21 protein-coding genes and 1 riboswitch are annotated in these 24,495 nt (G+C 38.3%); of the genes, 6 read left to right on the top strand and 15 right to left on the bottom strand.

Going from position 1 to position 24,495, the window contains the following annotated elements; all coding sequences use genetic code 11:
• Positions 1-83: 83 nt before the first annotated feature.
• From BUF11_RS07600 to BUF11_RS07610, 3 genes are read right to left on the bottom strand one after another with little or no spacing between them, the layout of a single operon-like run.
• Complete coding sequence (locus BUF11_RS07600; RefSeq protein ID WP_073588236.1) at positions 84-1,442, bottom strand: ABC transporter permease; 1,359 nt, start codon at positions 1,440-1,442, stop codon at positions 84-86.
• A complete protein-coding gene (locus tag BUF11_RS07605) occupies positions 1,439-2,779 on the bottom strand; it encodes an ABC transporter permease (protein WP_084558559.1) in 1,341 nt (446 codons plus the stop codon). The genes BUF11_RS07600 and BUF11_RS07605 overlap by 4 nt, the downstream gene beginning before the upstream one ends.
• The gene (locus BUF11_RS07610; RefSeq protein WP_073588238.1) at positions 2,766-3,704 is read right to left on the bottom strand and encodes an ABC transporter ATP-binding protein; all 939 of its coding nucleotides are present in this window, start codon (positions 3,702-3,704) and stop codon (positions 2,766-2,768) included. The genes BUF11_RS07605 and BUF11_RS07610 overlap by 14 nt, the downstream gene beginning before the upstream one ends.
• Positions 3,705-4,046: 342 nt before the next feature.
• On the opposite strand from BUF11_RS07610, the gene BUF11_RS07615 reads away from it, so the two are divergent.
• Positions 4,047-5,402, top strand: coding sequence for an APC family permease (locus tag BUF11_RS07615; RefSeq protein WP_073588239.1), 1,356 nt, complete (start codon positions 4,047-4,049; stop codon positions 5,400-5,402).
• A gap of 3 nt (positions 5,403-5,405) precedes the next feature.
• On the opposite strand, the gene BUF11_RS07620 is transcribed toward BUF11_RS07615, so the two are convergent.
• From BUF11_RS07620 to BUF11_RS07635, 3 genes are all read right to left on the bottom strand, one after another.
• A complete protein-coding gene (locus BUF11_RS07620; protein ID WP_073588240.1) occupies positions 5,406-6,884 on the bottom strand; it encodes a L,D-transpeptidase family protein in 1,479 nt (492 codons plus the stop codon).
• 156 nt (positions 6,885-7,040) lie between these two features.
• Positions 7,041-8,498 carry a helix-turn-helix transcriptional regulator gene (locus BUF11_RS07625; protein ID WP_084558540.1) on the bottom strand — a complete coding sequence of 486 codons (1,458 nt, stop codon included), beginning with the start codon at positions 8,496-8,498 and terminating at the stop codon, positions 7,041-7,043.
• 165 nt (positions 8,499-8,663) lie between these two features.
• Complete coding sequence (locus tag BUF11_RS07635) at positions 8,664-9,134, bottom strand: low molecular weight protein-tyrosine-phosphatase (RefSeq protein WP_073588241.1); 471 nt, start codon at positions 9,132-9,134, stop codon at positions 8,664-8,666.
• 302 nt (positions 9,135-9,436) lie between these two features.
• Between BUF11_RS07635 and BUF11_RS07640 the strand changes: the two genes are divergently transcribed.
• The 5 genes from BUF11_RS07640 to BUF11_RS07660 all read left to right on the top strand — a co-directional run bounded on the left by BUF11_RS07640 (position 9,437) and on the right by BUF11_RS07660 (position 13,955).
• On the top strand, positions 9,437-9,616 hold the full coding sequence (locus BUF11_RS07640; RefSeq protein ID WP_073588242.1) for a hypothetical protein: 180 nt from the start codon (positions 9,437-9,439) through the stop codon (positions 9,614-9,616).
• 111 nt (positions 9,617-9,727) lie between these two features.
• Positions 9,728-10,885, top strand: a complete 1,158-nt coding sequence (locus tag BUF11_RS07645; RefSeq protein ID WP_073588243.1) for a radical SAM/SPASM domain-containing protein — start codon at positions 9,728-9,730, stop codon at positions 10,883-10,885.
• Positions 10,882-12,099 (top strand): MFS transporter, encoded by a 1,218-nt coding sequence (locus BUF11_RS07650; protein ID WP_073588244.1) that lies wholly within the window; start codon positions 10,882-10,884, stop codon positions 12,097-12,099. The genes BUF11_RS07645 and BUF11_RS07650 overlap by 4 nt, the downstream gene beginning before the upstream one ends.
• A 9-nt stretch (positions 12,100-12,108) precedes the next feature.
• Entirely contained in the window at positions 12,109-13,299 is a 1,191-nt protein-coding gene (locus tag BUF11_RS07655) for a radical SAM/SPASM domain-containing protein (protein WP_073588245.1), read from the top strand.
• A gap of 17 nt (positions 13,300-13,316) precedes the next feature.
• On the top strand, positions 13,317-13,955 hold the full coding sequence (locus BUF11_RS07660; protein WP_073588246.1) for a GNAT family N-acetyltransferase: 639 nt from the start codon (positions 13,317-13,319) through the stop codon (positions 13,953-13,955).
• A 180-nt stretch (positions 13,956-14,135) separates the two neighbouring features.
• On the opposite strand, the gene BUF11_RS07665 is transcribed toward BUF11_RS07660, so the two are convergent.
• From BUF11_RS07665 to BUF11_RS07705, 9 genes are all read right to left on the bottom strand, one after another.
• Positions 14,136-15,164, bottom strand: a complete 1,029-nt coding sequence (locus BUF11_RS07665) for a ribonucleotide-diphosphate reductase subunit beta (protein ID WP_073588391.1) — start codon at positions 15,162-15,164, stop codon at positions 14,136-14,138.
• 78 nt (positions 15,165-15,242) lie between these two features.
• Positions 15,243-17,534: a ribonucleoside-diphosphate reductase subunit alpha gene (locus BUF11_RS07670; protein ID WP_073588247.1), complete on the bottom strand. Its 2,292-nt coding sequence runs from the start codon at positions 17,532-17,534 to the stop codon at positions 15,243-15,245.
• Between the two features lie 241 nt (positions 17,535-17,775).
• Positions 17,776-18,639 carry a cysteine ABC transporter substrate-binding protein gene (locus tag BUF11_RS07675; protein WP_073588392.1) on the bottom strand — a complete coding sequence of 288 codons (864 nt, stop codon included), beginning with the start codon at positions 18,637-18,639 and terminating at the stop codon, positions 17,776-17,778.
• Positions 18,640-18,699: 60 nt separating this feature from the next.
• The gene (locus tag BUF11_RS07680) at positions 18,700-19,473 is read right to left on the bottom strand and encodes an amino acid ABC transporter ATP-binding protein (protein ID WP_073588248.1); all 774 of its coding nucleotides are present in this window, start codon (positions 19,471-19,473) and stop codon (positions 18,700-18,702) included.
• A gap of 73 nt (positions 19,474-19,546) precedes the next feature.
• A complete protein-coding gene (locus tag BUF11_RS07685; RefSeq protein WP_073588249.1) occupies positions 19,547-20,227 on the bottom strand; it encodes an amino acid ABC transporter permease in 681 nt (226 codons plus the stop codon).
• Positions 20,208-20,867 carry an amino acid ABC transporter permease gene (locus tag BUF11_RS07690; protein WP_073588250.1) on the bottom strand — a complete coding sequence of 220 codons (660 nt, stop codon included), beginning with the start codon at positions 20,865-20,867 and terminating at the stop codon, positions 20,208-20,210. Before BUF11_RS07690 ends, BUF11_RS07685 begins: the two co-directional genes overlap by 20 nt.
• Positions 20,868-21,137: 270 nt before the next feature.
• Positions 21,138-22,799, bottom strand: a complete 1,662-nt coding sequence (locus BUF11_RS07695) for an AMP-binding protein (RefSeq protein ID WP_073588251.1) — start codon at positions 22,797-22,799, stop codon at positions 21,138-21,140.
• A gap of 28 nt (positions 22,800-22,827) precedes the next feature.
• Positions 22,828-23,817, bottom strand: coding sequence for a 3-oxoacyl-[acyl-carrier-protein] synthase III C-terminal domain-containing protein (locus BUF11_RS07700; protein WP_073588252.1), 990 nt, complete (start codon positions 23,815-23,817; stop codon positions 22,828-22,830).
• Between the two features lie 27 nt (positions 23,818-23,844).
• Positions 23,845-24,174 carry a hypothetical protein gene (locus BUF11_RS07705; protein WP_073588253.1) on the bottom strand — a complete coding sequence of 110 codons (330 nt, stop codon included), beginning with the start codon at positions 24,172-24,174 and terminating at the stop codon, positions 23,845-23,847.
• A 96-nt stretch (positions 24,175-24,270) separates the two neighbouring features.
• Positions 24,271-24,353: riboswitch (cyclic di-GMP riboswitch) on the bottom strand.
• Between the last annotated feature and the right edge of the window lie 142 nt (positions 24,354-24,495).

The raw sequence follows: 24,495 nt of genomic DNA on the forward strand, positions 1-24,495 counted from the left end.
GTTGTACGCCCATTAGGATGCAAAAAATCAGGGCTGAAATTCCCGGAATAGGTTTCAGCCCTGATTTTATTTTTCTTTATAACTTATTGAACTCCCTTTAGTATTCCCTGAATGGTTTTAAGGTTGATCTTCTGACCGTTATACAGAATAAGCCCCTTAAATATCCTTGCTGACAATACAACAAGAGCAATTGTAAATATTAGCATTACAAGTAACATCAGACCGCTCTCCCACAGGCTTACAACACCAGTTAACGTATCTACCGGTACGCAGAAGGGAGCTGTAAAAGGAATGTATCTTGCAATGGGCATAAAGCTGTCATTTCCGCTTAAGGGTACAAAATAGCATATAAGCCAGCTGATTACTATCGGAAGCTGTAAAATACTCTGGGTTGCGGCGGCGTCTTCGGGCTTTGATACCATACTGCCGGCAAGAGCAGCCAAAACGCTGTAGAACAAAAAGCCGACAAAGAAGAATACAATTGCCAGTATAACTGCCGGTAAAGAAAGTGCCGACTGACCGATGCTATTCTTAATGGTATCTATAAGTGATATTACCGGATTGGTGTAATCCGGATGAAGCATCTTTGCAATAGCATTTCCGCCATAAAGCCCGGCAAATAAGGCACCTATCCATATAACAAACTGTATAAGCCCCTGCACGGCAACCGCCATTACTTTTCCGGCTATCAGCGCATCCGGGCGTACTGAAACCAGCAGCGTCTCAACCAATTTGGATGTTTTCTCGCCTGAAACAGACTTACTTACTGTCTGGCCATAGAAAAGCAGCATAAAATACAGCATAAAACTGAATATCATGGGTGCGATCATTTTAACAATAAGTGTAGCAATCCTGTTATCGTCCCCAATGTCCGAGTAGGTATAGTTCACTGTCTGAACTGCCGCATTAAGCTGGTCTGCCGTAAGTCCGGCTTTGCTTAGCTTGATTTGTTCAAAAGCTGCTGAAAGGGCACCTAGAAGTGCTTTTGTATCCTTTCCCTTTAGAAGACTTCCTTCTGTCAAAGCACCTGTTAATACATATTCTGAATTTTCTTTTGTAATCTTAAGAATAACGGTTCTGTTTGAAACACTCTCATCTTTTATGGCCTCTTTCATATCCGTTCCGCTAAAAGTTTCAAACTTGGTATGCTCAAAGTACTTGTTTTCCTTTAAAAACTGTGTGAAATCCAGCGGACTTAGTCCGCTTTCATCTATTACCAGAACATTGTCCACACGAGATATTTCGGTTACCTGGGCATCACCTTCCCCTTTAATGTCCGTATCCGGCTTATTGGAACCAGCTCCGAATATATTTACTAATATCAGTCCGCCCGCTAAAAGGAGAGCAACCAGTGTTGTTATTATCTTAAAGCTTTTGGTGCTGGCTGACTGCTTAAAGGTAAAGTCATATACCGCACGAAAACCTCTTAATCTTTCTTTCATGCCTTTATACCTCCCTTGTTCAGCTTAAACAGATCCTTTAACCTGATGCGGTTGCCATTGTGGAGTATCAGTGTTTCATAGATACTTGCCACAAAATTAAACAACAGGACATTTAATAACATCTGAAGTATAATAGCTGCCGCTGCAATGAATAAACTTGCCTTACCCACCAGAATGGCTCCCGGAAGAAGAAACGGCGAGGAGAGCGGGAATAAAAAGGCAAATGTTACAAAAGCATTGCTTCCGCTTCCCATTAACACATTCGCTGCGCCAAAACCGATATAAACTCCTACCAGTGTTGTAAGGGTCAACAAAGTCATACCTTCGTTAAGCTCCTCGATTTTGCTGACAGTTGCTCCTGCCATTCCGGCAAGTACTGCATAAAAGATCATGCCGAGGGCTATTAATACAAGGCAAAGAAGAATATTCACTATATTCAGGTTCTGAAAGATATTAGCCGGCACATACTGATTCATTATCCCTGCCTGACTGCCGGAACCCATAGCAGCGGAAACCTTATTGGATATGAATACAAGCACCATCAAGGATATAATCTGTAATAAAACCGCACACAGCATGGCAAGTATCTTGCCTACCATAAGTGCCAGCGGCCTGACAGATATCAGCAGGTATTCCACAATACGGCTGGATTTTTCCATTACAACAGAAGAAGCCACCTGAGTGCTTGCCATTAAAGTAACCATCATCAGAAAGAACAAAATACCATAGATGAACCAGTATTCATTAAAGGATATCGTATCATCCTTTGTTTCTACGGGATTTCCCTGTGCATCCAGGTTTATTGTTTTCGTATCCACCTTGGCACTGATCAGCTCATTCTGCTCTTTGGTTATTCCCTGTGTCAGCAGCCGGAGGGAATGAAAGCTCTCTGTCATCTTTTCTGCCAACGCCGAAATACCGGCGTCCTTTACGGGGCCTTTTGAAGCCTTTGAGAACTCAAGCATAAAAGCACCGCTCTGTTCTTTTATGGTTACTAATACAGAGGCCTTTTCCGATTCTTCTATTCTTTTTGAGACAGCATCATAATCCTCTGTCAAATTCGTAAATTCAACATTCTTTAAGGTACTATCCTGCTTTAGAGAGGAAAAATCAAGATTTTGCAGGGAGGTCTCATTTTGGATATAAACTTTTTCCACCGGACTAAGTTTATCGCTTCCTGCTTCCTCTCCCTTTGTGAGGTATTGGATCAGCGGCATCGATACAACTGCAATCAGGGCCATGATAAGAAAGGATACCCTGTAAGCTTTGTTCTTTAAGGTCTGTGTCAGAGTAAAAGTAAATACATCCTTCCAGCCGCTTATATTACTTTTCTTCATGGACATCACCGACCTTTTCTATAAATATTTCATGAAGTGAAGGCTCTCTTAATTCAAACTTGACAATGGGTATCTTATCCTGAATAAGCTTTGTTAAAAATGCCATTGCCTGCTCTTCTCCCAATACCTTTAGCTGGTATTCACCGGGAGTTTTATTCGTGATTTCAATGCCGAAGCTATCGATATAGGAAGCTATCTCCACATCACTCTTAACGAAAAGATTGACTCTGCCATAGCTTTTCTTAACCTCATTTAAGTTTCCGGAAAGCACAACCTTCCCTTTGTCTAATATAGTAATATCCGAACAGAACTCCTCAATGACCGGCATCTGGTGACTGGACATAATAAGGTACTTATCTTTTGCGATTTCTTCTCTGATAATTCCTTTAAACAGCTCTGTATTAACAGGATCCAGACCGCTTAAGGGTTCGTCTAAGATTATCAGTTCAGGGTCTGATATTAAGGCTGCCATCAACTGCAGCTTCTGCTGGTTACCCTTTGAAAGCTGGTCTGCTTTATTTGCCTTAACCGTCTTTCCCTTCACTTTAGGAGGGAAAAGGTATTCATTGACGGATAAACGCTCTGACCAGTATTCAATACGGCTCATGGCAGTTTTTTTCGGTACATTGCGAAGCTTGGCAAAATATAAAAGCTGGTCTAATAAAGAATATTTTGGATAAAGCCCTCTTTCTTCCGCAAGATATCCCACATTGGCATTTACCGTATCCAGAGGATTGCCTTTCCATAAAACTTCTCCTTTGTCCTTTGAAAGCATTCCAAGAATAATTCGCAATGAGGTTGTCTTACCTGCACCATTGGTTCCAAGCAGCGCATAAACTCCCGGTTTTTCAATGGAAAAGCTCAAATCCTCAACAACTACTTTATCCCCATACTTCTTTGTTATGTTTTTGACGATCAACGACATTCTTTTTCTCTCCTTGCCTTTTTTTCTCCCAGCCTTCCAAGCCTTCAACGTAACTTTTCCCCAGGAGCTGGATAATATTTCTTGTTAATCATATCAATAACCTTTCCAATATGCAATTACATTTTATTTATAAATACATTAAATTTTAGTTAAAACCGCTGATATTTTCCGGCAGATATTAATAAAGCAGACCCTTACTAAAAAGGGCATAAAATTACCTGAATTGTCAATAATATTCAAAATTAAAGAAAATAAAAATATTCTTTTGACAATTCAGACAATTAATATTAAAATAATCCGGTATATATGGATATTAAGAAACATTCAAGGGGTTAGAATACGATGGAGAATAGAAATAAACAAATTGAACATTACGGCCTTTTTACAGCCACTGCCATGATTATTGGTATTGTAATCGGTTCCGGCATCTTTTTTAAGGTAGATGATGTATTAAAATTGACAGGAGGCAGCGTAGGACTTGGTATTCTCGTCTTTGTTATCGGAGCCTTAAGCATTATCTTCGGCAGTCTTACCCTTACGGAACTGTCCGTACGTACAGAAGGGCCCGGAGGCGTAATCAGCTATTTTGAACAGTTCATATCCCCTAAAGCAGCAAGTGGATTCGGATGGTTTCAGACCTTTATCTATTTCCCAACAATTAATGCGGTTATATCCTGGGTCGCAGCAATTTATATCTTTTCCTATCTTGGAAAAGAGGCTTCCCTGGAAGCGCAGATTGGCTTAGGCTTTATCATTTTCACCTTTTTCTATGGAGTAAATATTCTTTCCTACAAATTAGGCGGATATATTCAAAATGCAGCATCCATTATAAAACTGTTCCCCCTTATTGCCATTGCAATAGCCGGTATCTTCTATCATGGGCAAAGTGCAGCAATTCCGGCGGGTAAGGAAATAATAGAAAAAAGCCAGGTAGGGTTATCCTGGCTGGCAGCACTGGCCCCCATTGCCTTCTCCTATGATGGCTGGGTAGTATCTGTCAATATTACAAATGAGGTTAAGAATCCAAAGAAAAACATGCCTCTGGCTCTTATTATCGGTCCTTTGACTGTGTTAATGGTATATGTTTTATATTTTTTCGGTTTGAATAATTTGTTAGGCTCTGAATATATCATGACAATGGAAAATGAAGCCGTTAACAAGGCAGGCGAGATAATATTCGGCAGCAGCGGCACTAAAATTTTACTGTTCTTTATCATTATTTCCGTACTCGGCGTCGTAAACGGAATGACTCTGGGAAGCCTTCGTATGCCCTGGAATCTGGCCTCTAAGAATATGATCCCGAATTCCCAAAGAATTGCAAAGCTTCATCCGAAGTATGAGCTTTCTCTTCCCTCTGCCCTTATCTCTTATATTACAGCAGCACTTTGGATGTTCTTTCATTATATTACTATGAAAAGCGGTATTCTGAAAGGAAGCGATATCAGTGAAATCGCTATTGTATTCAGCTATATCTGCTATATGGTGCTCTACATCAAAGTGCTCTCCCTGCACCGGCAAAGCGTAGTGAAAGGTTTCTTTAAAGGTATCCTCTGCCCGGTATTAGGAATAGCAGGCTCTTTGATTATCCTGATTGGCGGACTGATATCCAATCCCTTTTACGTAATCTGCTTTATCCTGTCTTGCGGGCTGGTCTGCTTCCTGGGATACCTTTACTATAAAAGAACCGTTATAAGATAAAGTTTAATTATTTACCAGACTGTCCTTATCATCTTTGTTATAGCTTTCCGTTCCCGGCAGTTCGTATACCACAACGGCAACTCCGCGCTTGATGTTCTCAAACATAATCTTTGCTTTGCTGGGAGGCATATTGATGCAGCCATGGGAACCGCTTGTCATGTAAATCTTTCCGCCAAAGCTGGAGCGCCAGGAAGCATCGTGAAATCCGATATTGCGGTTAAAGGGCATCCAGTATTTTACCGGTGTGGAATAATCCTCTCCCGTTAAGGTCGCATCATTCTCCTTATACTGGATGGGATAGGTTCCTACCGGTGTTCCAAAATTCCTTGACAGATTGCCGGACACAAAATTCGATTCCATTATCAGCTCTCCTTCCTTGTAAAAGAACAGGTGCTGAGCTGTCAGATTTACTTCCACGTAGGTATTTCCGATATCATCCGCTCCATATTGCTGGGCTGTCTGGAAATAAATCGGCTGCCTTTCTATCTGCTGGCCTTTATTAATCAGCTTTATAAGGTCTGCTTTTTCTGTTGTCCTGTCAAGCCACCAGCCATAATCGCCGCCCTTAATCTCTATCACATCCCCATAAGAGGTCTTAAAGGTGCGGACTTTTCCAAAAGAATTATACGTTTTTCCTATGTAATCTACAAATTCCTTGACCCCGTTTTCATCCAACTGAACCTTCATCTTGTCGTCCACGGACAGCCATTTACTGATTTTATTCCCGTCAAGTACTTCCGTTACATCCCCAAAATGATAGGTTATCTTACTTCCCGCCAGCTTGTTCATCTTGCTTAAAGCTTTGACAAGGTCAGCGTTATCAGAAAATACCAGAGGCTTTTCATAAACCCCTGCTTTTTCCAGACTTAATTCCGATTCCAAAGAAAGAACCGCTTTTTTTACCGCTTCATACATCTTTTCCGGATTAGCCTTTGCCCCGTTATCCTCCGGCACGATTACATATCCATTTTCCCCGTAATCGGATATATGCGCATCCGTTGGTGCAATATTATAGTCCGGTGCAAAGCACTTAAGTCCTTCAAAATATTCTTTTAGTAATCCATCATCATACAAAAGTGCCGCCCGCATTGTAATGTCATGGGACTTTAATAATGCCACGGGCCAGGCATAGGGATTCTGGACCTCCAGCAAATCCGATAATTTCTCATCGTATACGGTGTTTAAACCGATGTCCTCACCATATATTTTTTCTGTTAAGTCATTCCGTTCTTTAATGGTAAGCACATAAGACTCTACTTTTTCATTTATTGCAGCCTCTGCCTGCTGCTCTGTCATATTGGACACACTTACACCATTAATTGCAGTGTTCTGATAAAAATGGCTTTTATAGTAAAAGGCCATAAAAAGGTATATTAATAAGAGCGGCACCGCTATGGCAACTCCTCCGTAGAGGAGTGCCTTTTTCGCAATACTGCCTTTATTCGTACCATTATTTGCATTTTTATTTGCTAGCTCATTCATGTTTTTACACCTTCTAGTTTATATATTGTATTTAATAACCCTATTACTCATTCATACATAACCATATTAACATAGAATGGTGTTAAATACTTGGCATTTTAATTACGTTTTCATTAAATGTATATTACATGGGATAGAAAACACAGCATATTTTCTTTACATTCGGTTAAAATCCTGAAGTCTTCCCAGCAGAGAAAGCGCTTCTTCATCCGCTGCTTTACAGGTATCTATCAGTTCTCCGATTTTCTTTCTGTTTTCAGGCTTATAAAGATTTCTCATCTGCAGCTCCGTACGTTCCCATCCGCCTAATACTTCTGATATCTTTATAACCACAGCAGCGGCTTCTCCAAACTTCTCTGCCAGTTTTATAAAAAATGGATTCCCGGGCTGCTCCTCTGCCTGTTTTTTAAAGAATTCACTTGCGTGCCATCTTCCGTCCATCAGGCAGTCCATGGCATCTCCCTGACACATAAGTCTCTCAGCCATAATAGGCATTATCGCATTATCTTTAAACTGCCCGTCATCTGTCACCGCTTTTTTCCATGCATCATAAGCCTGTATTCCCTTGGCATAGTTACCTGTCTGCCTTCCGGAGAGTACTTCGACCGCATTTTTTACAATGCCATCAATAGACATCTTCTCCCCTGTTTTCTCTCCCATACCGATAACCGAAACCGTATCCGGATTCTCCCACCAGTCTTTGCTGATGAAGTATCCTGACTCGTGGGTTTCAACGTTTCCTCCGAATTCAGGATTATCCTGAAAGAAGTTCCAGCCAAGAAGAGTATCTCCGTTATCTCTGTACCCGGTTATGATACAGGCTTCCGGCGGTCCTATGATTCCTGCTGCAATACAGGGAATTCCTTTGTCTATCTTTTCCTTAATGAAACGGATAAAATCTTCTTTTTTTGTATCTTCCGTCCGGCGGATGGCCTCATATCCGTATCCCAAACCTTCTATTCCCAGCCTGTACACCTTTTCCCACTCATCGAAAGTAAAGCATGCATCCACATTGCCGGCATTCCAGCATGTTACATCCCAGGTAAGCCGAAAGGCCGCCCCGCAGACTGCCATAACATAATCATAATCTATATCTTCTCCTAAATAATTCGCACAAGCCTTTAAGCAAATCGGATAGGGTGTGCATCCCTGATAGCTGCCATAGCCAACTCTTGGTACCCCGTATAGAACCGTGCTGTCCTCTGTCGCTTTTAACTGTTCTGACTTCATTCTTTCCATCCTTTCTGACACACCATAAACACCGGCGCATAATTTCATACGTCCCACTTCTATTCTCCTTTTTCTAAATTCCAAAGGAGTAAAGCCGGTGACGCGGTTAAATGCTCTTGTAAAAGTATCCGGATTTGAAAATTGATATTTTTCGGCGATGTCAAGAATATTCATATGGCTGTGAATGATGTCAAAGGCTGCATTGGCAACTCTCCGTCCCACAATATAGCGGGACAGGGATTTTCCGGTTGTCTTTGCAAACGTCGACCTTAAATGTGACAGCGAAAAGCCTGTGGCCTCCTCTAATTCATTGTAATTGATTTCTGACTGCACCCTGCTTTCAACAAAAATGATCACAGCACCTATGGTAAGAAAATAATCCATCCTGACTCCTATGCATTTCGCAGATTTACTTGCGAAACTGCCTAAATAGAAAGTGAAAATTACTTTTCAAATTTTCACATCATCACCTTGTTTTTATTCTTCATGAAGTGATTCCAGTTTAGCATAGCCCGATTCTTCCTTCTCGACTTTTTTGATGATTCCTGTTTAGCAGGATATTCCTTCCCTTTCGCAGATATGTTCAAGTAAAATCTGACAGCCCTCATATACATCCTCATAGGTCTTATCAAAGTTCCCTGTATACCAGGGGTCTGCAATATCCCTTGGATGAGAAGCAAGGTCTAAAAGTCTCATTACCTTATGTTCGGGGTCTCCCCCAAAAATCCTCTCCATAGAAAAAAGATTGCTTTTTTCCATACCGATAATGTAATCAAAACGGCTGTAATCTTCTTTTTTCAGCTGTACTGCCCTTTTTTCAGAAGTGTCAATTCCAACCTCTTTTAACTTACTTTTAGTCCCCCTATGCACTCCATTTCCAGCCTCTTCATCACTGGTTCCGGCAGAAGCTATATAGAACTTATCCGAAAGATTTCTTTTCTTAACCATATCCTTAAACACATACTCTGCCATAGGTGAACGGCATATATTCCCAAGGCACACAAACAAAACTCTGATCATATGTTCCTCCTGTCAACAAATTTCTTTAAGATATTTTATCCTATTAATTTTTGCATGTCCACACATAAAATATTAATACTATCTCTTAAACTCCAACAAGTTATCAAATAATGCTAAAAGGAATTATAGTAAATTTTATCCTGTAATAAAATGTATATAGTATTGAATAATTTGTTATAATTTGTTATAATTGGTTGACGCTAGCAAAATATGTATAATAAAACCATATATCTTATTAATTAAAAATTTCTAATCTAACATAGCTTACAAAAACAAATGAACTATATTTGGAGGTAAATATTATGGATATATTTGCATGCAGCATGGCTAAAAAAAGCATAGTAATTAATGAAGCAAATGAAGATATTTTTGCTTGTAGCATGGCTAAAAAGAGCATAGTGATTAATGAGGCAAATGAAGATATTTTTGCTTGTAGTATGGCCAAGAAGAGTACAACAATTTTACTTGACAAAAGTGCATAATCAATTAATATGATGGTCATAAATGCTAGCGTTATAATATAGTGGTTAAATTGATTTATTTCATTTATGATGACATTTAATCAATTTAACCACTTAATATAGGAGAAAAAAATGGAATTCGAATATAAAAATAAATTAATTCAATTAAATGATTTTACTCGTGACTATAAAGTTATCAATAAAGAAAACCGACATTTATTAAAACAATCAATTAATACAATAGAAATCAATGATATTAATTCCTATATTGAATATGCAAAAAAAATTAATAGCTTTAATAATGTCTATTATAACATTACCAAAAGATGTAATCTTAAATGTTCATACTGCTATTCAGAACATAATGAATCTTATGTATCCTTAGATCAGAATAAAATAATTTTAAATAAATTAGGAGAATTAAATACAAAAACCATCACTCTAATTGGGGGAGAACCTTTTTGTCATCCATACTTCTATGATTTATTAGAAAGTATAAAAAAGAAAGAGAGTATTAGTGAGATTTGTATAGTTACAAATGGAACATTAATAGATAATAAAAGAATAGAAGCATTTAAGGATAAACGTATTTTTATGCAAATAAGTTTAGATGGAATTAATGAAGAAACAAATGCTTTAACAAGAGGGATAGGGACTTTTGAAAAAGTAGCAAATAATTTTGCCATACTTAAAGAAAATAAAATAAAATTTAAAATTATGAAAGTAATAACTCGTGAGAATATTGACTTTTCACAAGAATTTTATTCTTATTATAAAAAGCATGGAATAGAAACTGGATTCTTTATGGTTAAGCAAGTTCCTGAAAATTTAAAACCTACTAATGAACAAATAGTATCTTTACTCGATTACATATATATCAACGAAGATAAAAATATTGATAGAGTTTTTGATATTGTCAAATTTGCTGACAATATGATGTTTGATAAAAATGGATTTCCAATAACTCATTGCGGCGCAGGAATAAATGCCTTAAGCGTTAATCCTAATGGTGATACTTTCCCTTGTGTAAAAAAATCACAACATGATGATTTGATAACAAATATTTTTAATGAAGAGGCAATTGAAAAGATAAAGATAAATAGATTACATATTTTAGAAAAAGAGTTAGTAATGCAAAAAGAGTTTTGCAATAATTGTACAATAAAGTTTTTTTGTGGCGGAGGTTGTAGGGCTGAAGAATCCAATAAAATACCTTGTGAATATAATTGTACATATTTCAAATTAGCACTTGAATATTTTTGTAAAAAAGTATGTGAAGGGATAGTATGATGAATATAAAAAAAAATTATATAGCAATTTTATTATCAATAATTATAAATAATTTTGGTGATGTCCTATTTGATTTATTCATTGTATGGAAAATAACAGAAAAGTCAGGGAATATTTTAAATGCCGTATATTTAATAGGAAGTTCAATTATATTCAGAGCAATCCTGGCTCTTTTTATTGGAGTATTAATAGATAAAAATAATAAGAAATCCATGATCGTATTTTCTAATATAAGTTCAGCCCTAATAATTCTAATATTTGCATTATCATATAATTTTGTTCTTAACAATATATGGCTAGGTGTAGTATTTATTTTAATAAACGATATAAATAACGAAATATTTAGCAGATCTTATATTACTATGACTGCTGAATTGTTTGGTAAAGAAACATTTATTAAATTTCAGGCAAAGTACACTATTGTGAATAGAATAATTACTATTGCAGGCTCCAGTATTGTCGGTTTTTTAGTAGCATACATATCAGAAAATATAATTTTCGGCATAGATATAGTAACTTTCCTTATTTGTGCGTTGCTTATTTCGACTGTTAATTATAATTTCAAAAGAAGGGAAATGAAGGAAAGTGACAACCAAGCGAAAAACATTATTAAAAATATAGTATCTGATTTAAAATATGTATTTTCTGTTATGTTTAAAACTTCTTTCATCTTAAAATTTATTCTCATAATGTTTATTCTCAATTTTGCATATGGGTACATACCCTATATCCTGCCAGTAATGATAGCAAATAATGCAACAAGTTCAGTACTTTTAGGTTTTATAAAATCTGCAGTGGCGATTGGTGAAATAATTGGCTTGTTGCTTGTATCAAAATTCGGAGAATATGTTAGTTCTTTATTTAAAATTAGTATGCTGGGAAATGCTATATGCATGTTGATTTTAATGGTGAGTAAAAATTATTATATTATAATATTACTTTTTGCATTATATGGAGCTTTAGATTCTATTACACAGCCTTTATTTAGCTATACTATAACAATTCTTGATGAAAATAATAGAGGTAAAATTCTTGGAGGAATAGATGCAATTATTTTATTGTCGCCAAGTATTGGGATGTATTTTATCACAAAAATAATGAATATTAATATTTATATAGGATATGTTGCATTAGCTATTATCTTTAGTATAGCATTAATAATAGTGAATTATAGCAAAGAATTAAAGCATATTATAGTGAAAAAAGATGAATGAAGGTGTGAAATGGTTTTATCTAAATATGTAATTAAAATTAATGTAGATGGGACATTATATTATTATGATTTAGTTAATGGATATTATGTTGAAGAAAACAAAATAGAACCAAATGGAATATTTTATGTAGAAAATGGTACTAATGAATTCCAAAAATTAATAGATTATAATAAAAATTTACGTAATAATAGTAATTTTATGTGTATAACATTGGCGATAACAAAGGAATGCAATTTTAGATGTACTTATTGTTTTGAAGAACACGAAAGTAAAAAACTTAATTTGGATTCAATTGATAATCTTAATAGTATTATTAGAAATTACCTTACACAAAATAAACAAGTTAATCGTATTGTTGTAATATGGTTTGGCGGTGAACCCACAATGTATATAGATTATATTCTTATGGCTAATAGTATGTTAAAAGATATATCTAGCGATATGGATGTTGTCTATTCTAGCCGTATTATTACTAATGGTTTCTTACTAAATAAAATTATACCTTATATTTCAGAGTTAAATTTAACTGATATCCAAATTACATTTGACGGACCAAAAGCGATACATGATTCACGGCGAAAAAATATTGATGGTAGTGGTAGTTTTGATACAATTATAGAGAACATTCAACTAATTCATGAAAAAATTGATTTAGTTGTTAGAGCTAATGTAGATAGCAAAAATATTAGTACTATTTACGAATTATATCATTTTATAAAAAAGCTTAATTTAGATAGAAATGTCAAACTATATTTTCAGCCAATGTTAGTTGAGAATTATGGTGGAGAATCTGAGTGTTATTTGAGTAAAATAGCTCAAGATGAAAAGTTATATACAGAATACATTAAACTCTTGATTTATACTAAATCCTTAGATAAGCCACGTTTTATAAGAGCTTTTTGTAATGTAGATTTTCCAGGGAGCTTAGTTGTTTCTAGTAATGCGTTGCTATATAAATGTTGGGCAGCAACTGAAAAAAAAGAAAAAGCATTCGACAATATAAATAATAACGCATTAGAAATAGTAGAAAAAATGTGTGATACAAATTTAAAACTCAAATCTAAAAATTGTTTTATTTGCACATTTTTTCCTGTATGTATGGGCGGATGTAAATACATTGATTTTAGTAAAGATGAGTGTAAAAAAAGACAAAAATTAATAATTGAGGAAGTAAAATATTGTATTAGGAATAATTTATAAGGAATAGGGTCATAACAATGGATAAATACGAGAATATTTTACAAAATGAATTATTATGGCTGAAAAGTATTGGCTGTAATATTAATAAAACAAGTGTAGGAATATCTGTAGAAAGAGAAGATATGAAGACTAATGATTTTAATTTCTTTATTCCATTTTCTGATAACTTCAAAGGAAATTGTGTAAGAATATCATCAAATTATAGTCAATTCTATAATTGTGAAAAAAAACTGCTTTGTAGTGACTTTGAATGTGAGGCATCTTTCGATTTGAATTTATTAGCTAAATCATCGAACTCAAATAAAAAACCAAGACAATTTACACTTAAGGAAGTTGATTATAATGATTGGAAATGCAATAATGAAAATAGAATTTTGATTAGTGAGAGTTTATATTATTTTATTTTGTTCAATAACCTCATTGTAGGAAAAGTTAATATCGTTACATATAATAATATTAAAGGAGTATACGACTTAGAGATTTTTGATAGATATCGCAATAAAGGATATGGAACAAATTTCTTAAATGAATATATTAATATCCATAGCGGATACACTTTTATTCAAACTTGGTCAGATAATATACCTGCTATAAAATCTTATGTTAAATCAGGTTTTAGTATATATGAAAATATTTATAGATATGTAAAAAGATAAATTGATTCATTAAAAAATGATATATCAATCAAATCTGCAATAAGAAATCTGAACACGAAAAGCCTATGACCTCTTATTCCCCGCAGACAGCCCCTTTGTAGCCCTTTAGCTGCCGGAACTTCTGGCCACAAAGGAGCTGACAGATGCGGTAAATGCTTGTCATACTTTTCCAGGAATTAATTATTCCAAATCATCAAAATCAAAGGCTGCCGCTTTGGTATAGTTGGTAACCTTTGCTTCAAAGAAATCCGTTTTGGTCTGGTTAAGGCTGGAGAAGCCTTCAATCCAGGCCATGGGGTTCTCTGTAATTTCCGGATATAATTCTTCCAGACCGATGGCTTTCAATCTTTGGTTTCCAAGATATTTAATGTATTTTTCAATGAGAGTATTATTTATCCCCAAAATTTCATTATTTGTAACATATTGTCCCCAACGGATTTCATGTTCTACACCGGTTTTCATCATCTCCCTGATTTGTTCCAGCACATCTTTTGTAAAAATCTCCGGCCTTTCATTCTTAAGCTCCTTGATAATATTCTGGAAAAGCACCAGATGGGTTATTTCATCCCGGTTAATATACTTAAAAATAGTGCTGGTTGCAGTCATCTTCCCCTGTCTTGCCAGAGTATAAAAGAAACTAAACCCCGAATAAAAGTAGATTCCCTCCAAAATGTAATTAGCGGTAATGGTGCGGATAAAGTTCTGTGTATTGGGATTTTCATTAAATTCCTGATAAATGTTTGCAATATAGCGGTTTCTCTCTAAAAGATGCTTGTCTTCTCTCCATTCGTCATAAATCTTATCCCTGGTGACCGGATTGGTCACAGTATCCAGTATATAAGAATAACTCTGGGCATGGATTTCCTCCTGAAAAGCCTGAATATTAAGCAGGGAGGAAATCTCCGGTGCCGTCACATAGCGGGAGAGATTCGGCAGGTTCTCGCTCTGGATGGAATCCAGGAAATTCAAAAAAGATATGATTTTATCAAAAGCATTTCTCTCACCATTGGTCAAAAGAGGGAACTGCTTAACATCTTCATTTAAAGAAATCTCTTCCGGTATCCAAAAATTATTCAGCATCGTACGGTAAAAGGTCTTCGCCCAATTGTACTTGATACGGTTCCACTCCCTTAAATTGGTGGTATTTCCTTCAATCAGCGCTTCTGTACCTCTTACTCCATATTCGTTAAAGATTTTCTTCTTATTCATGGCAATCTTTATCCTGTCCTTTCTCATTCATCCTATTATTATACCATTCTTTCCGTATTCCGCGGGTTTTTTATAATTTTAGCTGGAGCAGCTTGTGCATTCATCCATCTCGATAGACTGGTTCCGTATATAATAAATGGTCTTAACGCCGTTTTTCCAGGTTTCTATATAAAGATTCAGGATATCCTTTGCCTTAACTTCCGGTGTGATATAAAGGTTAAAGGATTGGGCCTGATCAATATGCTTCTGCCTTATTCCGCATGCTTTAATGCTGTAGAGCTGGTCGATGTGGTGCGCTTCCTTATACAGCCAGAAATTCTCTTCTGACAGGTCCGGTGCGGCTTTTGGCGTAAAACTTCCCTTCTTCTCTTCAATAAAGAACTTCTTAAAGATCGGGTCGATTCCTGCTGTGGTTCCCGCAATATTGGAGGTGCTTCCTGTGGGTGCCACAGCAAGAAGATAACCGTTTCGAAGGCCATATTCCTTTACTGTTTCTTTTAACTCCTGCCACCTATCGGACGTATATCCCCGGCTTTCAAAATATTCTCCTGTCTGCCACTGAGAACCGGAAAAGGCAGGATAGGCCCCTTTTTCCCTGGCCAGCTCACAGGATGACTTGATTGCCTGATAAGCAATCTCTTCAAACAAAACATCTGCTTCTTTCAGATGCTCTTCGCTTTCCCAGGCAATCCCATGGTTAACCAGATAATGATGGTAGCCGCTGGTTCCAAGTCCAATGGCACGGTATTTGTCACTGGTAATCCTGGCCTCCTGTACGGGTGACTGGTTCAGGGTAATTACATTGTCAAGCATACGTATCTGCAAGGGGATGATGTCCTTTAGGTCTTCTATGTCCACCCGTCCCAAATTAATGGAATTCAAATTACAGGTAACCATATCCCCTGATTTTATCCTTATTAGTACTTCCTTTTGTCCGTTCCCGTCCTCTATGGTCTCCTCTAAGAGGAGGGATTCACTCATATTCTGGGCTATCTCATGGCAGAGGTTGGAGGCGTAAATCATACCTGCATGTTTATTGGGATTAGCCCTGTTTACCGTATCCCGAAAGAAAATAAAAGGGGTTCCCGTTTCCACCGCTGACTTCATTACCTTCTTCATAATGTCCAGCGTTGAAACAGTAATACGCTTTAAATTCTGGTTATTCTCGCAGGCAAGGTACCTTCTGGTGAATTCCCCGCCCTCCTCTTCGTCATAGCAGTCCTCCAAGTAAAAGCCCATTTGCTTTTTCACCTCATAAGGATCAAATAATGACCACTCTGCTCTTTCCAGAAGCCTTTTCATAAAAAGATCCGGGATGCTTAAGGAAGGGAAAATATCATGAGCTTTTCTTCTGTCGTCTCCATTGTTAGTCTTTAAGTCCAGAAATTCATAAAGGTCCTGGTGCCATATATCTAAGGTAACAGAGGCCCCCCCTTTTCTTCTTCCCAGCTGGTCCACTGCCACTGCTGTGTCATTGTAAAGTCTTACCCAGGGTACCACTCCGCCGGAGGTATTCTTATAGCCCCTGATTTCACTGTTTAAGGCCCTGACCTTTCCCATATAGATTCCCAAAGCCCCGCCGTGCTTTGACACACTGGCAAATTTGGAGTTCACATCATAGATGGACCAGAGATTGTCCCCAACTGTAGAAATAAAGCAGCTGCTTAACTGGTGAAAAGGAGTGCCTGCGGCAGCAAGGGTAGGGGTTGCCACAGTCATCTTAAGTTCACTTAGGATATCATAAAACTTCTTTACATATTCTATCCTGCCGCTTTCCTCCGGTATGGCAAGATGCATGGCAATTATCATAAAGCGCTCCTGGGGAAGCTCATATACCTCTTTGTCAAATCCCTGTATCAAATACCGGTCCGCTAATAATTTAAGCCCCTCATAGTTAAATAAAAGGTCCCTTTCCGCTCTTATGTATACTCCAAGCTCCTTGATTTCATCTTCCGTATATTCCTTTAGAAGATAGTCACCATAATAGTGAAGTCCCGTAAGCTTTACCATCAGCCCGTAGAAATCTCCATAACCAAAGTATTCGTACCCTCTGTTAATGGCTGCTTCCTTGTATAAGTCGGACATCAAAAGCCTTGCGGCAGCATACTGCCAGTCGATATTGGTTTTCTTTACTTCATTGCCGAAGGTATCCCTGGTAGTCTGGATAGTCTTCTCAATGGCTGTCTGAATCAGAATCTTTTGTATTTCCTTGGTGCTCATGCCATCCCGAAACTGGATATTGGAATCCATCTCAAGCTCTGCAGGATCACATCCTGCCAGTCCCTCGCAGGCATAGGCTACCATTTTTTTTGTTTTTTCCACATACAGTGGTTCATAATTGCCGTTACGCTTCTTAATCATAATATCCATAGGTTTGTTCCTCCAACGCATCTATTCACAATATATAGTAATAGTAATAATTATTATAACTACATATATTGTATACTATTTCTTTTCATTTTGCCAGAAGATTTTTGGCCTGTTTCATTACCTTCAAAATTTATTATAGAATAATTTACAGCTGCTTATCAAGCCATAAAATATACGCAAAAAAACTGCCCTTCAAGGTCTTTGGACCTCTTAGGCAGTTTTTGCAAATCTTATCAACTGTTTATTTCACTTCTCCGCCTTCTACCACGAGATTATCCGGGTTAGCAGCATCTCCATATACGGGTGCCAGCGTTTCATCATAATCCTTATGGAAGAAATTCTCTTTTCCAAGTGTCTTAATTTCTTCATTCAGCCAGTTTAACAGCTCGGTATTTCCTTTTTGTACAGCCGGTGCTATGGTATCAAGATTTCCAAGGGAGTCGATACCTACCGTATAACCCTTGTTCTCAAGAGCCCATGCAAGCACTTCCGTGTTATCTGTTGAAAAAGCATCTCCTCTGCCGTCAAGCAGGGCGCTGTAGGCTTCACTGTACTGGTCAAACTTTAACAGCTTTACATCGGGATAGTTCTCCGTAAAGTAGGTTTCAGCAGTAGTTCCCTTATTTACAATAAGAGTCTTTCCCTTTAACTGGTCAGCAGAGATAATCAGCGCACTGTCCGGTGATACCACACCAAGAGCAACCTTCATGTAAGGCAATGCAAAATCTACCTTCTCGGCACGGTCAGGTGTAACGGTGAAGTTCGCAAGAATAATATCCACTTTGGCAGTTACCAGATATTCTACACGGCTGGCTGCTTCTACGGATACATATTCCACATCCACACCTAAGTCCTTTGCGATACGGTCTCCAAAATATACGTCATAGCCCTGGTACTTGCCATTTTCATCTACATAACCAAAGGGTTTCTTATCGCTGAATACACCAATTACAAGCTTTTTGTCTTTTTTGATTTCATCCAGGGTTCTTGCAGTTCCGGTAGTCTTGGCTGTGTCTGTTTCTTTTTTGTCAGCGTCATTCTTGCAGCCTGCTAACAGAGTTGTCGTTAAAACCAGTAATAGTAATAAAGATAATATTTTTTTCATAAATTTTCCTTTCCGGTACATGGATTTGATTTATTATAAATACTTCCCACGTACTCCTCCTCATTTTTTATCTTCAACACCTTTTACGGTATCAAATTCGAATACATTCAGGAACTTCCTTGCTCTTTCTGTTTTAGGATTTTCAAAGAATTCCTCCGGTGTTCCTTCTTCCACAACTTCGCCCTTATCGAGAAAAATAATCCTGTCTGCGATAGCTCTGGCAAACTGCATCTCATGGGTTACAATTATCATAGTGCTTCCTTCCCTGGCAAGCTCTAACATAACATCCAGCACTTCCCTTACCATCTCCGGATCCAGTGCTGCGGTCACTTCATCAAAGAGCATTACCTCCGGATGCATACAAAGGGCTCTTACAATGGCGACCCTTTGCTTTTGTCCGCCGGAAAGCTGCCTTGGATAGGCATCCTTCTTATCAAGAAGTCCCACTCTTACCAGGAGTTTCTCCGCCTCTTCCTCTGCCTCTTCTTTCTTCCTGTGCTGTGCTTTCACAGGCCCCAGGGTAATGTTATCCAGGATATTCTTATGAGGGAACAAATCATAGCTTTGGAATACCATTCCTATTTTTTGCCGTACCAGATGCATATCCTTTTGTCTGCCGCTTATGATTTCCCCTTTCAGTGAAATCTCGCCGCCCTGTATTGTCTCAAGCCCGTTGATACATCGAAGCAGCGTACTCTTACCACAGCCCGAAGGCCCCACTACAACTACAACTTCCCCTTTCCCCACTGTAAGAGAAATATCCTTTATAACTTCAAGGCTGCCATAGTCTTTCTTTATATGATTTATTGTTAGAATTTCTTCTTTTTTACTCATCCTGTCCTCATTCTCCGGCAGTATTTTGCTGCCGTTTCTATCATTTTACGATTTCCCTTTTACCTTTTTCCCGTTATACGGTATTCCAGGCCTTCTCAAGTCTTGCTGCCAGCTTTGCAACCGGATAACAGATAATAAAATACAAAAAGAAGATAACACCATATATCCAAAGTGCTGCTGACGGAACTGACAGACGGGAAGCTTCAATTATCTGCTGCCCTACCTTTACCACCTCAATCACTCCAATCAGTGCAATTAAAGAGGTAGTCTTTATCATTCTGGTTGCCAGGTTAATGGCAAGGGGAACCAGTCTCCTGATTGTCTGGGGTATTACGATATAACGGTATATCTGGCCTTCCGTAAGCCCTAATGCTCTTCCGCTCTCATACTGGTGTGCCGGAATCGAGATGAGGGCACTTCTGACCAAATCCCCCATTTCCGCTGTTCCCCAAATGGAAAATACAATAACTGCCGACACTTCACCGGATAAATTAACATGAAATGCCCTTGTCATTCCAAAATAGACCAGAAACAGCAATACCAGCTGCGGCATGATGCGTACAAATTCCAGATACAATCTTGTAACTGCCTTAACCAGCGGGTTTTTTACTGTCATAATCATTCCAAGAACAATGCCAAGAATCATAGAGATTAATACGGACAGAAGGGATATCTCAATGGTTACCCATAAGCCCTCTAAGAGCCTTATCAGATTTTTTCCTTCAAACAACACCCTAATTCCCAAATCCTGCATACCTTAATTTCCTTTCTATTATTGTAAATATCACGGAAATGGGAAGCAGTATGCCAAGATAGGACAGTACCAGCATAAAAAGTGCTTCATCCGTATTATAGGACATTCCGATGAACGACTTTGCCGTATACATTAAATCAGCCAGTGCAACGGCACTAAATACCGAAGTTTCTTTTATCAGGAATATGACATTTGCTGCAAAGGCCGGTATGGACACGGAAACCGCCTGGGGCAGCAAAATATACCCTATTACCTGACCCTTTGTAAGTCCTAAGCTTAATGCCGATTCTATCTGTATATTCGGTACCGCTTCCAGTCCGCTGCGAAAGGCTTCTGCCATATAGCTTCCTCCAAGAAAGATTAAGCCTGTTATGGCACAGGTCTCTGAACTAAGAAGGATTCCGATTTTCGGTAATCCGAAATAAAGAAAGAACAACTGTATAAGCAGTGGGGTGTTTCTGGATAATTCAATATATACACCGGCAATCTGCCGTAAGCCGGGTATCTTATAATACCGGATAAGACTGCATAAAAGCCCCACAAGAAAAGAACCTGCAATGCCAATCAGGGCAATTCTCACCGTAAGTCCCGCTGCGCTAAAGTACGCTGGTGCATATTCCTTCAGCACATCAATATTCATGTTGTAACCCCCCTCTTATTGCCTGCTCTTAATTATTTTATTATGCATATGCCCAAGCAATTCCAATACTTTATCTTTTGTATAATTCCTATTATCTTTATATGAATAATATGAATTATTAATGAACTTATTTTATAAAATGTAAGCCTTTTTGTCAACGTTTTTTTCATATATTTTTAATCAGCTAAACAAAAAAGTACCCTGCAGATCAAACACAATTCGTTTGTGTCTGGCTTACAGGGTACTTTTCCGGGTATTTTTCCGGATATCTTATAGTTTTACCATAACCGCAGGTTCTCTGTTTAAAACCTGGGCAAATTCATTTTTTATCTGTTCTCTTAAAACTGCTTTCTTGATCTTTCCGCTTGAAGTCACCGGAAATTCTTTGACGAATTTGATGTATTTCGGTATTTTAAACCTGGCAAGGTGATGGGAAGCATACTCCCTTATTTCTTCTGCGTTTGATATATAACCGGCCGCAGATATGACAAAGGCGCAGATTTCCTCTCCCAGCAGTTCATCAGGCACTGATATTACCGCAGCATCAAATATTCCTTCATGGCGCTTCAGAACATTTTCAATTTCTGCCGGAGAAATATTTTCCCCTCCGCGGATGATGATATCCTTAATACGTCCCTCGATATAAATAAATCCTTCGCTGTTAACGCTTACAAGGTCACCTGTATGAAGCCATCCTTCCTGATCAAGCGTCCTATCGGTAGCTTCCTGATTGCGGTAGTAACCGCTCATGATGTAAGTGGATTTTACAAGAAGCTCCCCTTTTTCCCCTATGGAAACCTCTTCACCGCTTGCAATATCTATCACCTTGATTTCCACACCGGGCAAAGGCCTTCCTATGCTATGCAGGCGGTATTCCGCCTCATCATAAGAAGAAATCTGTGTAATACCGATGGCTTCTGTCTGCCCATACAGATTTGCTATGGTCCCGATGCCTAATTCTTCGATGATTCTTCCCATTAACTCATTGCTGCAGCAGGCGCCTGCGATAAAACCTTTGGACAGACTGGATAAGTCATGACCGCTTAAGTCACTGCTTAACATAAACTGGAACATGGAAGGAACACCGTTAAATACCGTACAGTTCTCCTTTGTAATGAGCGACAGTGCCTTTTTCGTCTCAAACCGCTCTTCCACCACAATGGAAGCTCCAAAGAAAAGTCCCGCAAAGGTACTAAGTATAAATCCGATTACATGAAACAGAGGCAGGCATAAAAGTATCCTGTCATCTTCGTCATATTCCATGCGCTCTCCCGATACAAGTGCATTATTCACAGCCGCAAAATGGCTTAATACAACTCCCTTAGGATTCCCTGTGGTGCCGGAGGTATAAAAGATATTCAAAGGTTCCTTTGCCGTAACCTTCCTGCCAGCCTCAATGAAGTAAGACTTCCCTATGCTTTTGCCCAGTTCCTTAACCTCATTCAGATTATATGCTCCCTTTAATTCGGAATCGTCCATTAACACCACTGTTTTAAGGCAGGGCAGTTCTGCCGACTGAAGTTTTCCCGGCTCACAGATGTTAAGCATAGGGCAAAGTTCTGTCAGGTTATCTAAAAAACTAATATCTTTAAACCCTTTGGTAAGAAATATAAGCGAGCACTCCGACTGCTTTAGCACATAGAATAACTCACTTTTGGTACTGGCAGTGTTAAGGCACACCAGTACCGCTCCTATTCTGGCCGCCGCTAATTCAAGAATAACCCATTCCGGTGAATTTAAGGCAAGAATAGCCATGTGATCCCCTTTTTTTACACCCAGGGCAAGCAATCCTTTCGCATAGGCATTGCTTTCCTCTATTAACCGGGTGAATGTGTAAGTTTCTTTTTTCTTAGGGAACACCAACGCTTCCCGGTCCTTGTACTTAAGGCATACTTCCTCCATGACCTCTGCCAGAGTTTTTGTATTAAACATAATTTCTCCCCCTAATTTGTGTCATTCTTTAATACTTACACAACAGTCCGATGTTCTGGGAGCCGCAGCCAATGGTCCATATTAAAATATAATCCCCTCTCTTTACAAACCCTCTGTTAATGGATTCGTACAAAGTAATAAAGGGGCTGCTGGTCCCCGTATAGCCATATTCATCTCCGATATAAAGGCTGTGTGCCTCATCAATCCCGAAATTCTCCCTGATTTTACGGATATTAATAAGCGCATACTGGGAAAAGCAGAACATGCTGATATTATCCTTTGTCATCCCATTTCTCTTTAACAGGGTGTTTATTGCTTCTCCTGCGGAAGCCGGAACATCCTCGGTAGGCGGAACGAACTTGATCAGCATATCTTTTTTGTTCTTCACACGAAGGATGTTGGAAAAACCGCAGCCCGGAAAAAGGGCTACGTCTACTCCTTCTGATTTGACTGTACACACTGAATCCACGATACCGGCATCTTCCTCTGTCCTTTCCATAATCAGAGCACAAGCGGCGTCTCCGTAATGACCGTAAAGATTTTCTTCCTCTTCATCAATCATCATATTGATGTAATCACAGCCAACGAGCAGCACTCTTTCCACATGCGGAGTAAGTGCCATATATTTTGCAGCCTGCTCAAGGGCCAGTGCCATTCCGCAGCAATTGGAATTAACATCATAGCATATACATTCATTTTTACCGCCGATTGCACTGTGTATCTTAATTGAGGTGGGAGGGGCTGTATATTCCGGAAGCTGGCTTGATAAAATTATCATATCCATATCCGAACCGGTAAGTCCTGTCTTGTCCAATAAATTGTTAACTGCCTCCAGGGAAAGGGTCAAGGTATTTCCTCCTTCATCCTCAAAGAGAAACCTCTTCTCTCTTCCGATTACATCTCTTAGAAAATGCTCAACATCCTTTCCTCTCTTACGAAAATGTTCCAAATATGGCTCATTATCCACTATACGTTTCCCATGGCTTACTGCAATGTCTCTTATCTTTACCTGTATCATGCCAATTTTCCCCTCCGGTACGTATGATTATTTAATTTCGAAATCCTCTATACCGGCTTCCTTTGCAAGTCTTCTGACCTGCATTGCTAAGATTGCACTATCCGTCATACGAAGTGTTACTTTTTTAAAGCCTGTCTGTTTGTAGAGAATAAAAAATCCTTTTAATTTGTCCTGCTTATCCTGCGTAATAACTCCCATGTTTCTGGCATCCAGCTCAAGGCTCACCTGTGCCGGATTGATTTTACTGACAGCCTTCTGATAGGCTACTCCAAAGCTTGCGATATCCTCGTCTCCAAACTTTCCGTCCAACACGATTTTCAATGCATTTCCCGAAACACTAATACTAAATTTTTCCATACACTCTCTCCTTTTCTTTTGAGTTGATGAAAAGGCTTTTTTTGCCATAATAAAACAAAAAAAGGTCCACAGCTAAGCCATGGACCTGGTATGTATCATGGCAACCCGGCTGCCGTAACTTTCGTCTTAGGCCCGTAGCTTTGCGTCCCTGTCTTTCGGCAGGTTTGCCTTTTTCATTTTGTCTTTTCATTTTGATTTATAGTTTCGTGCATAGTAAGAATTTACCATGTAATTCCATTATAGTAATTATCATGTATTTTTTCAAGTATTTCCTTTTTGTTTTATACTAAATAATAATAATTCATCAAAAAACCGGGCTGC

The organism is Anaerocolumna xylanovorans DSM 12503, assembly GCF_900143645.1.
In the GTDB taxonomy this organism is placed as follows: domain Bacteria; phylum Bacillota; class Clostridia; order Lachnospirales; family Lachnospiraceae; genus Anaerocolumna; species Anaerocolumna xylanovorans.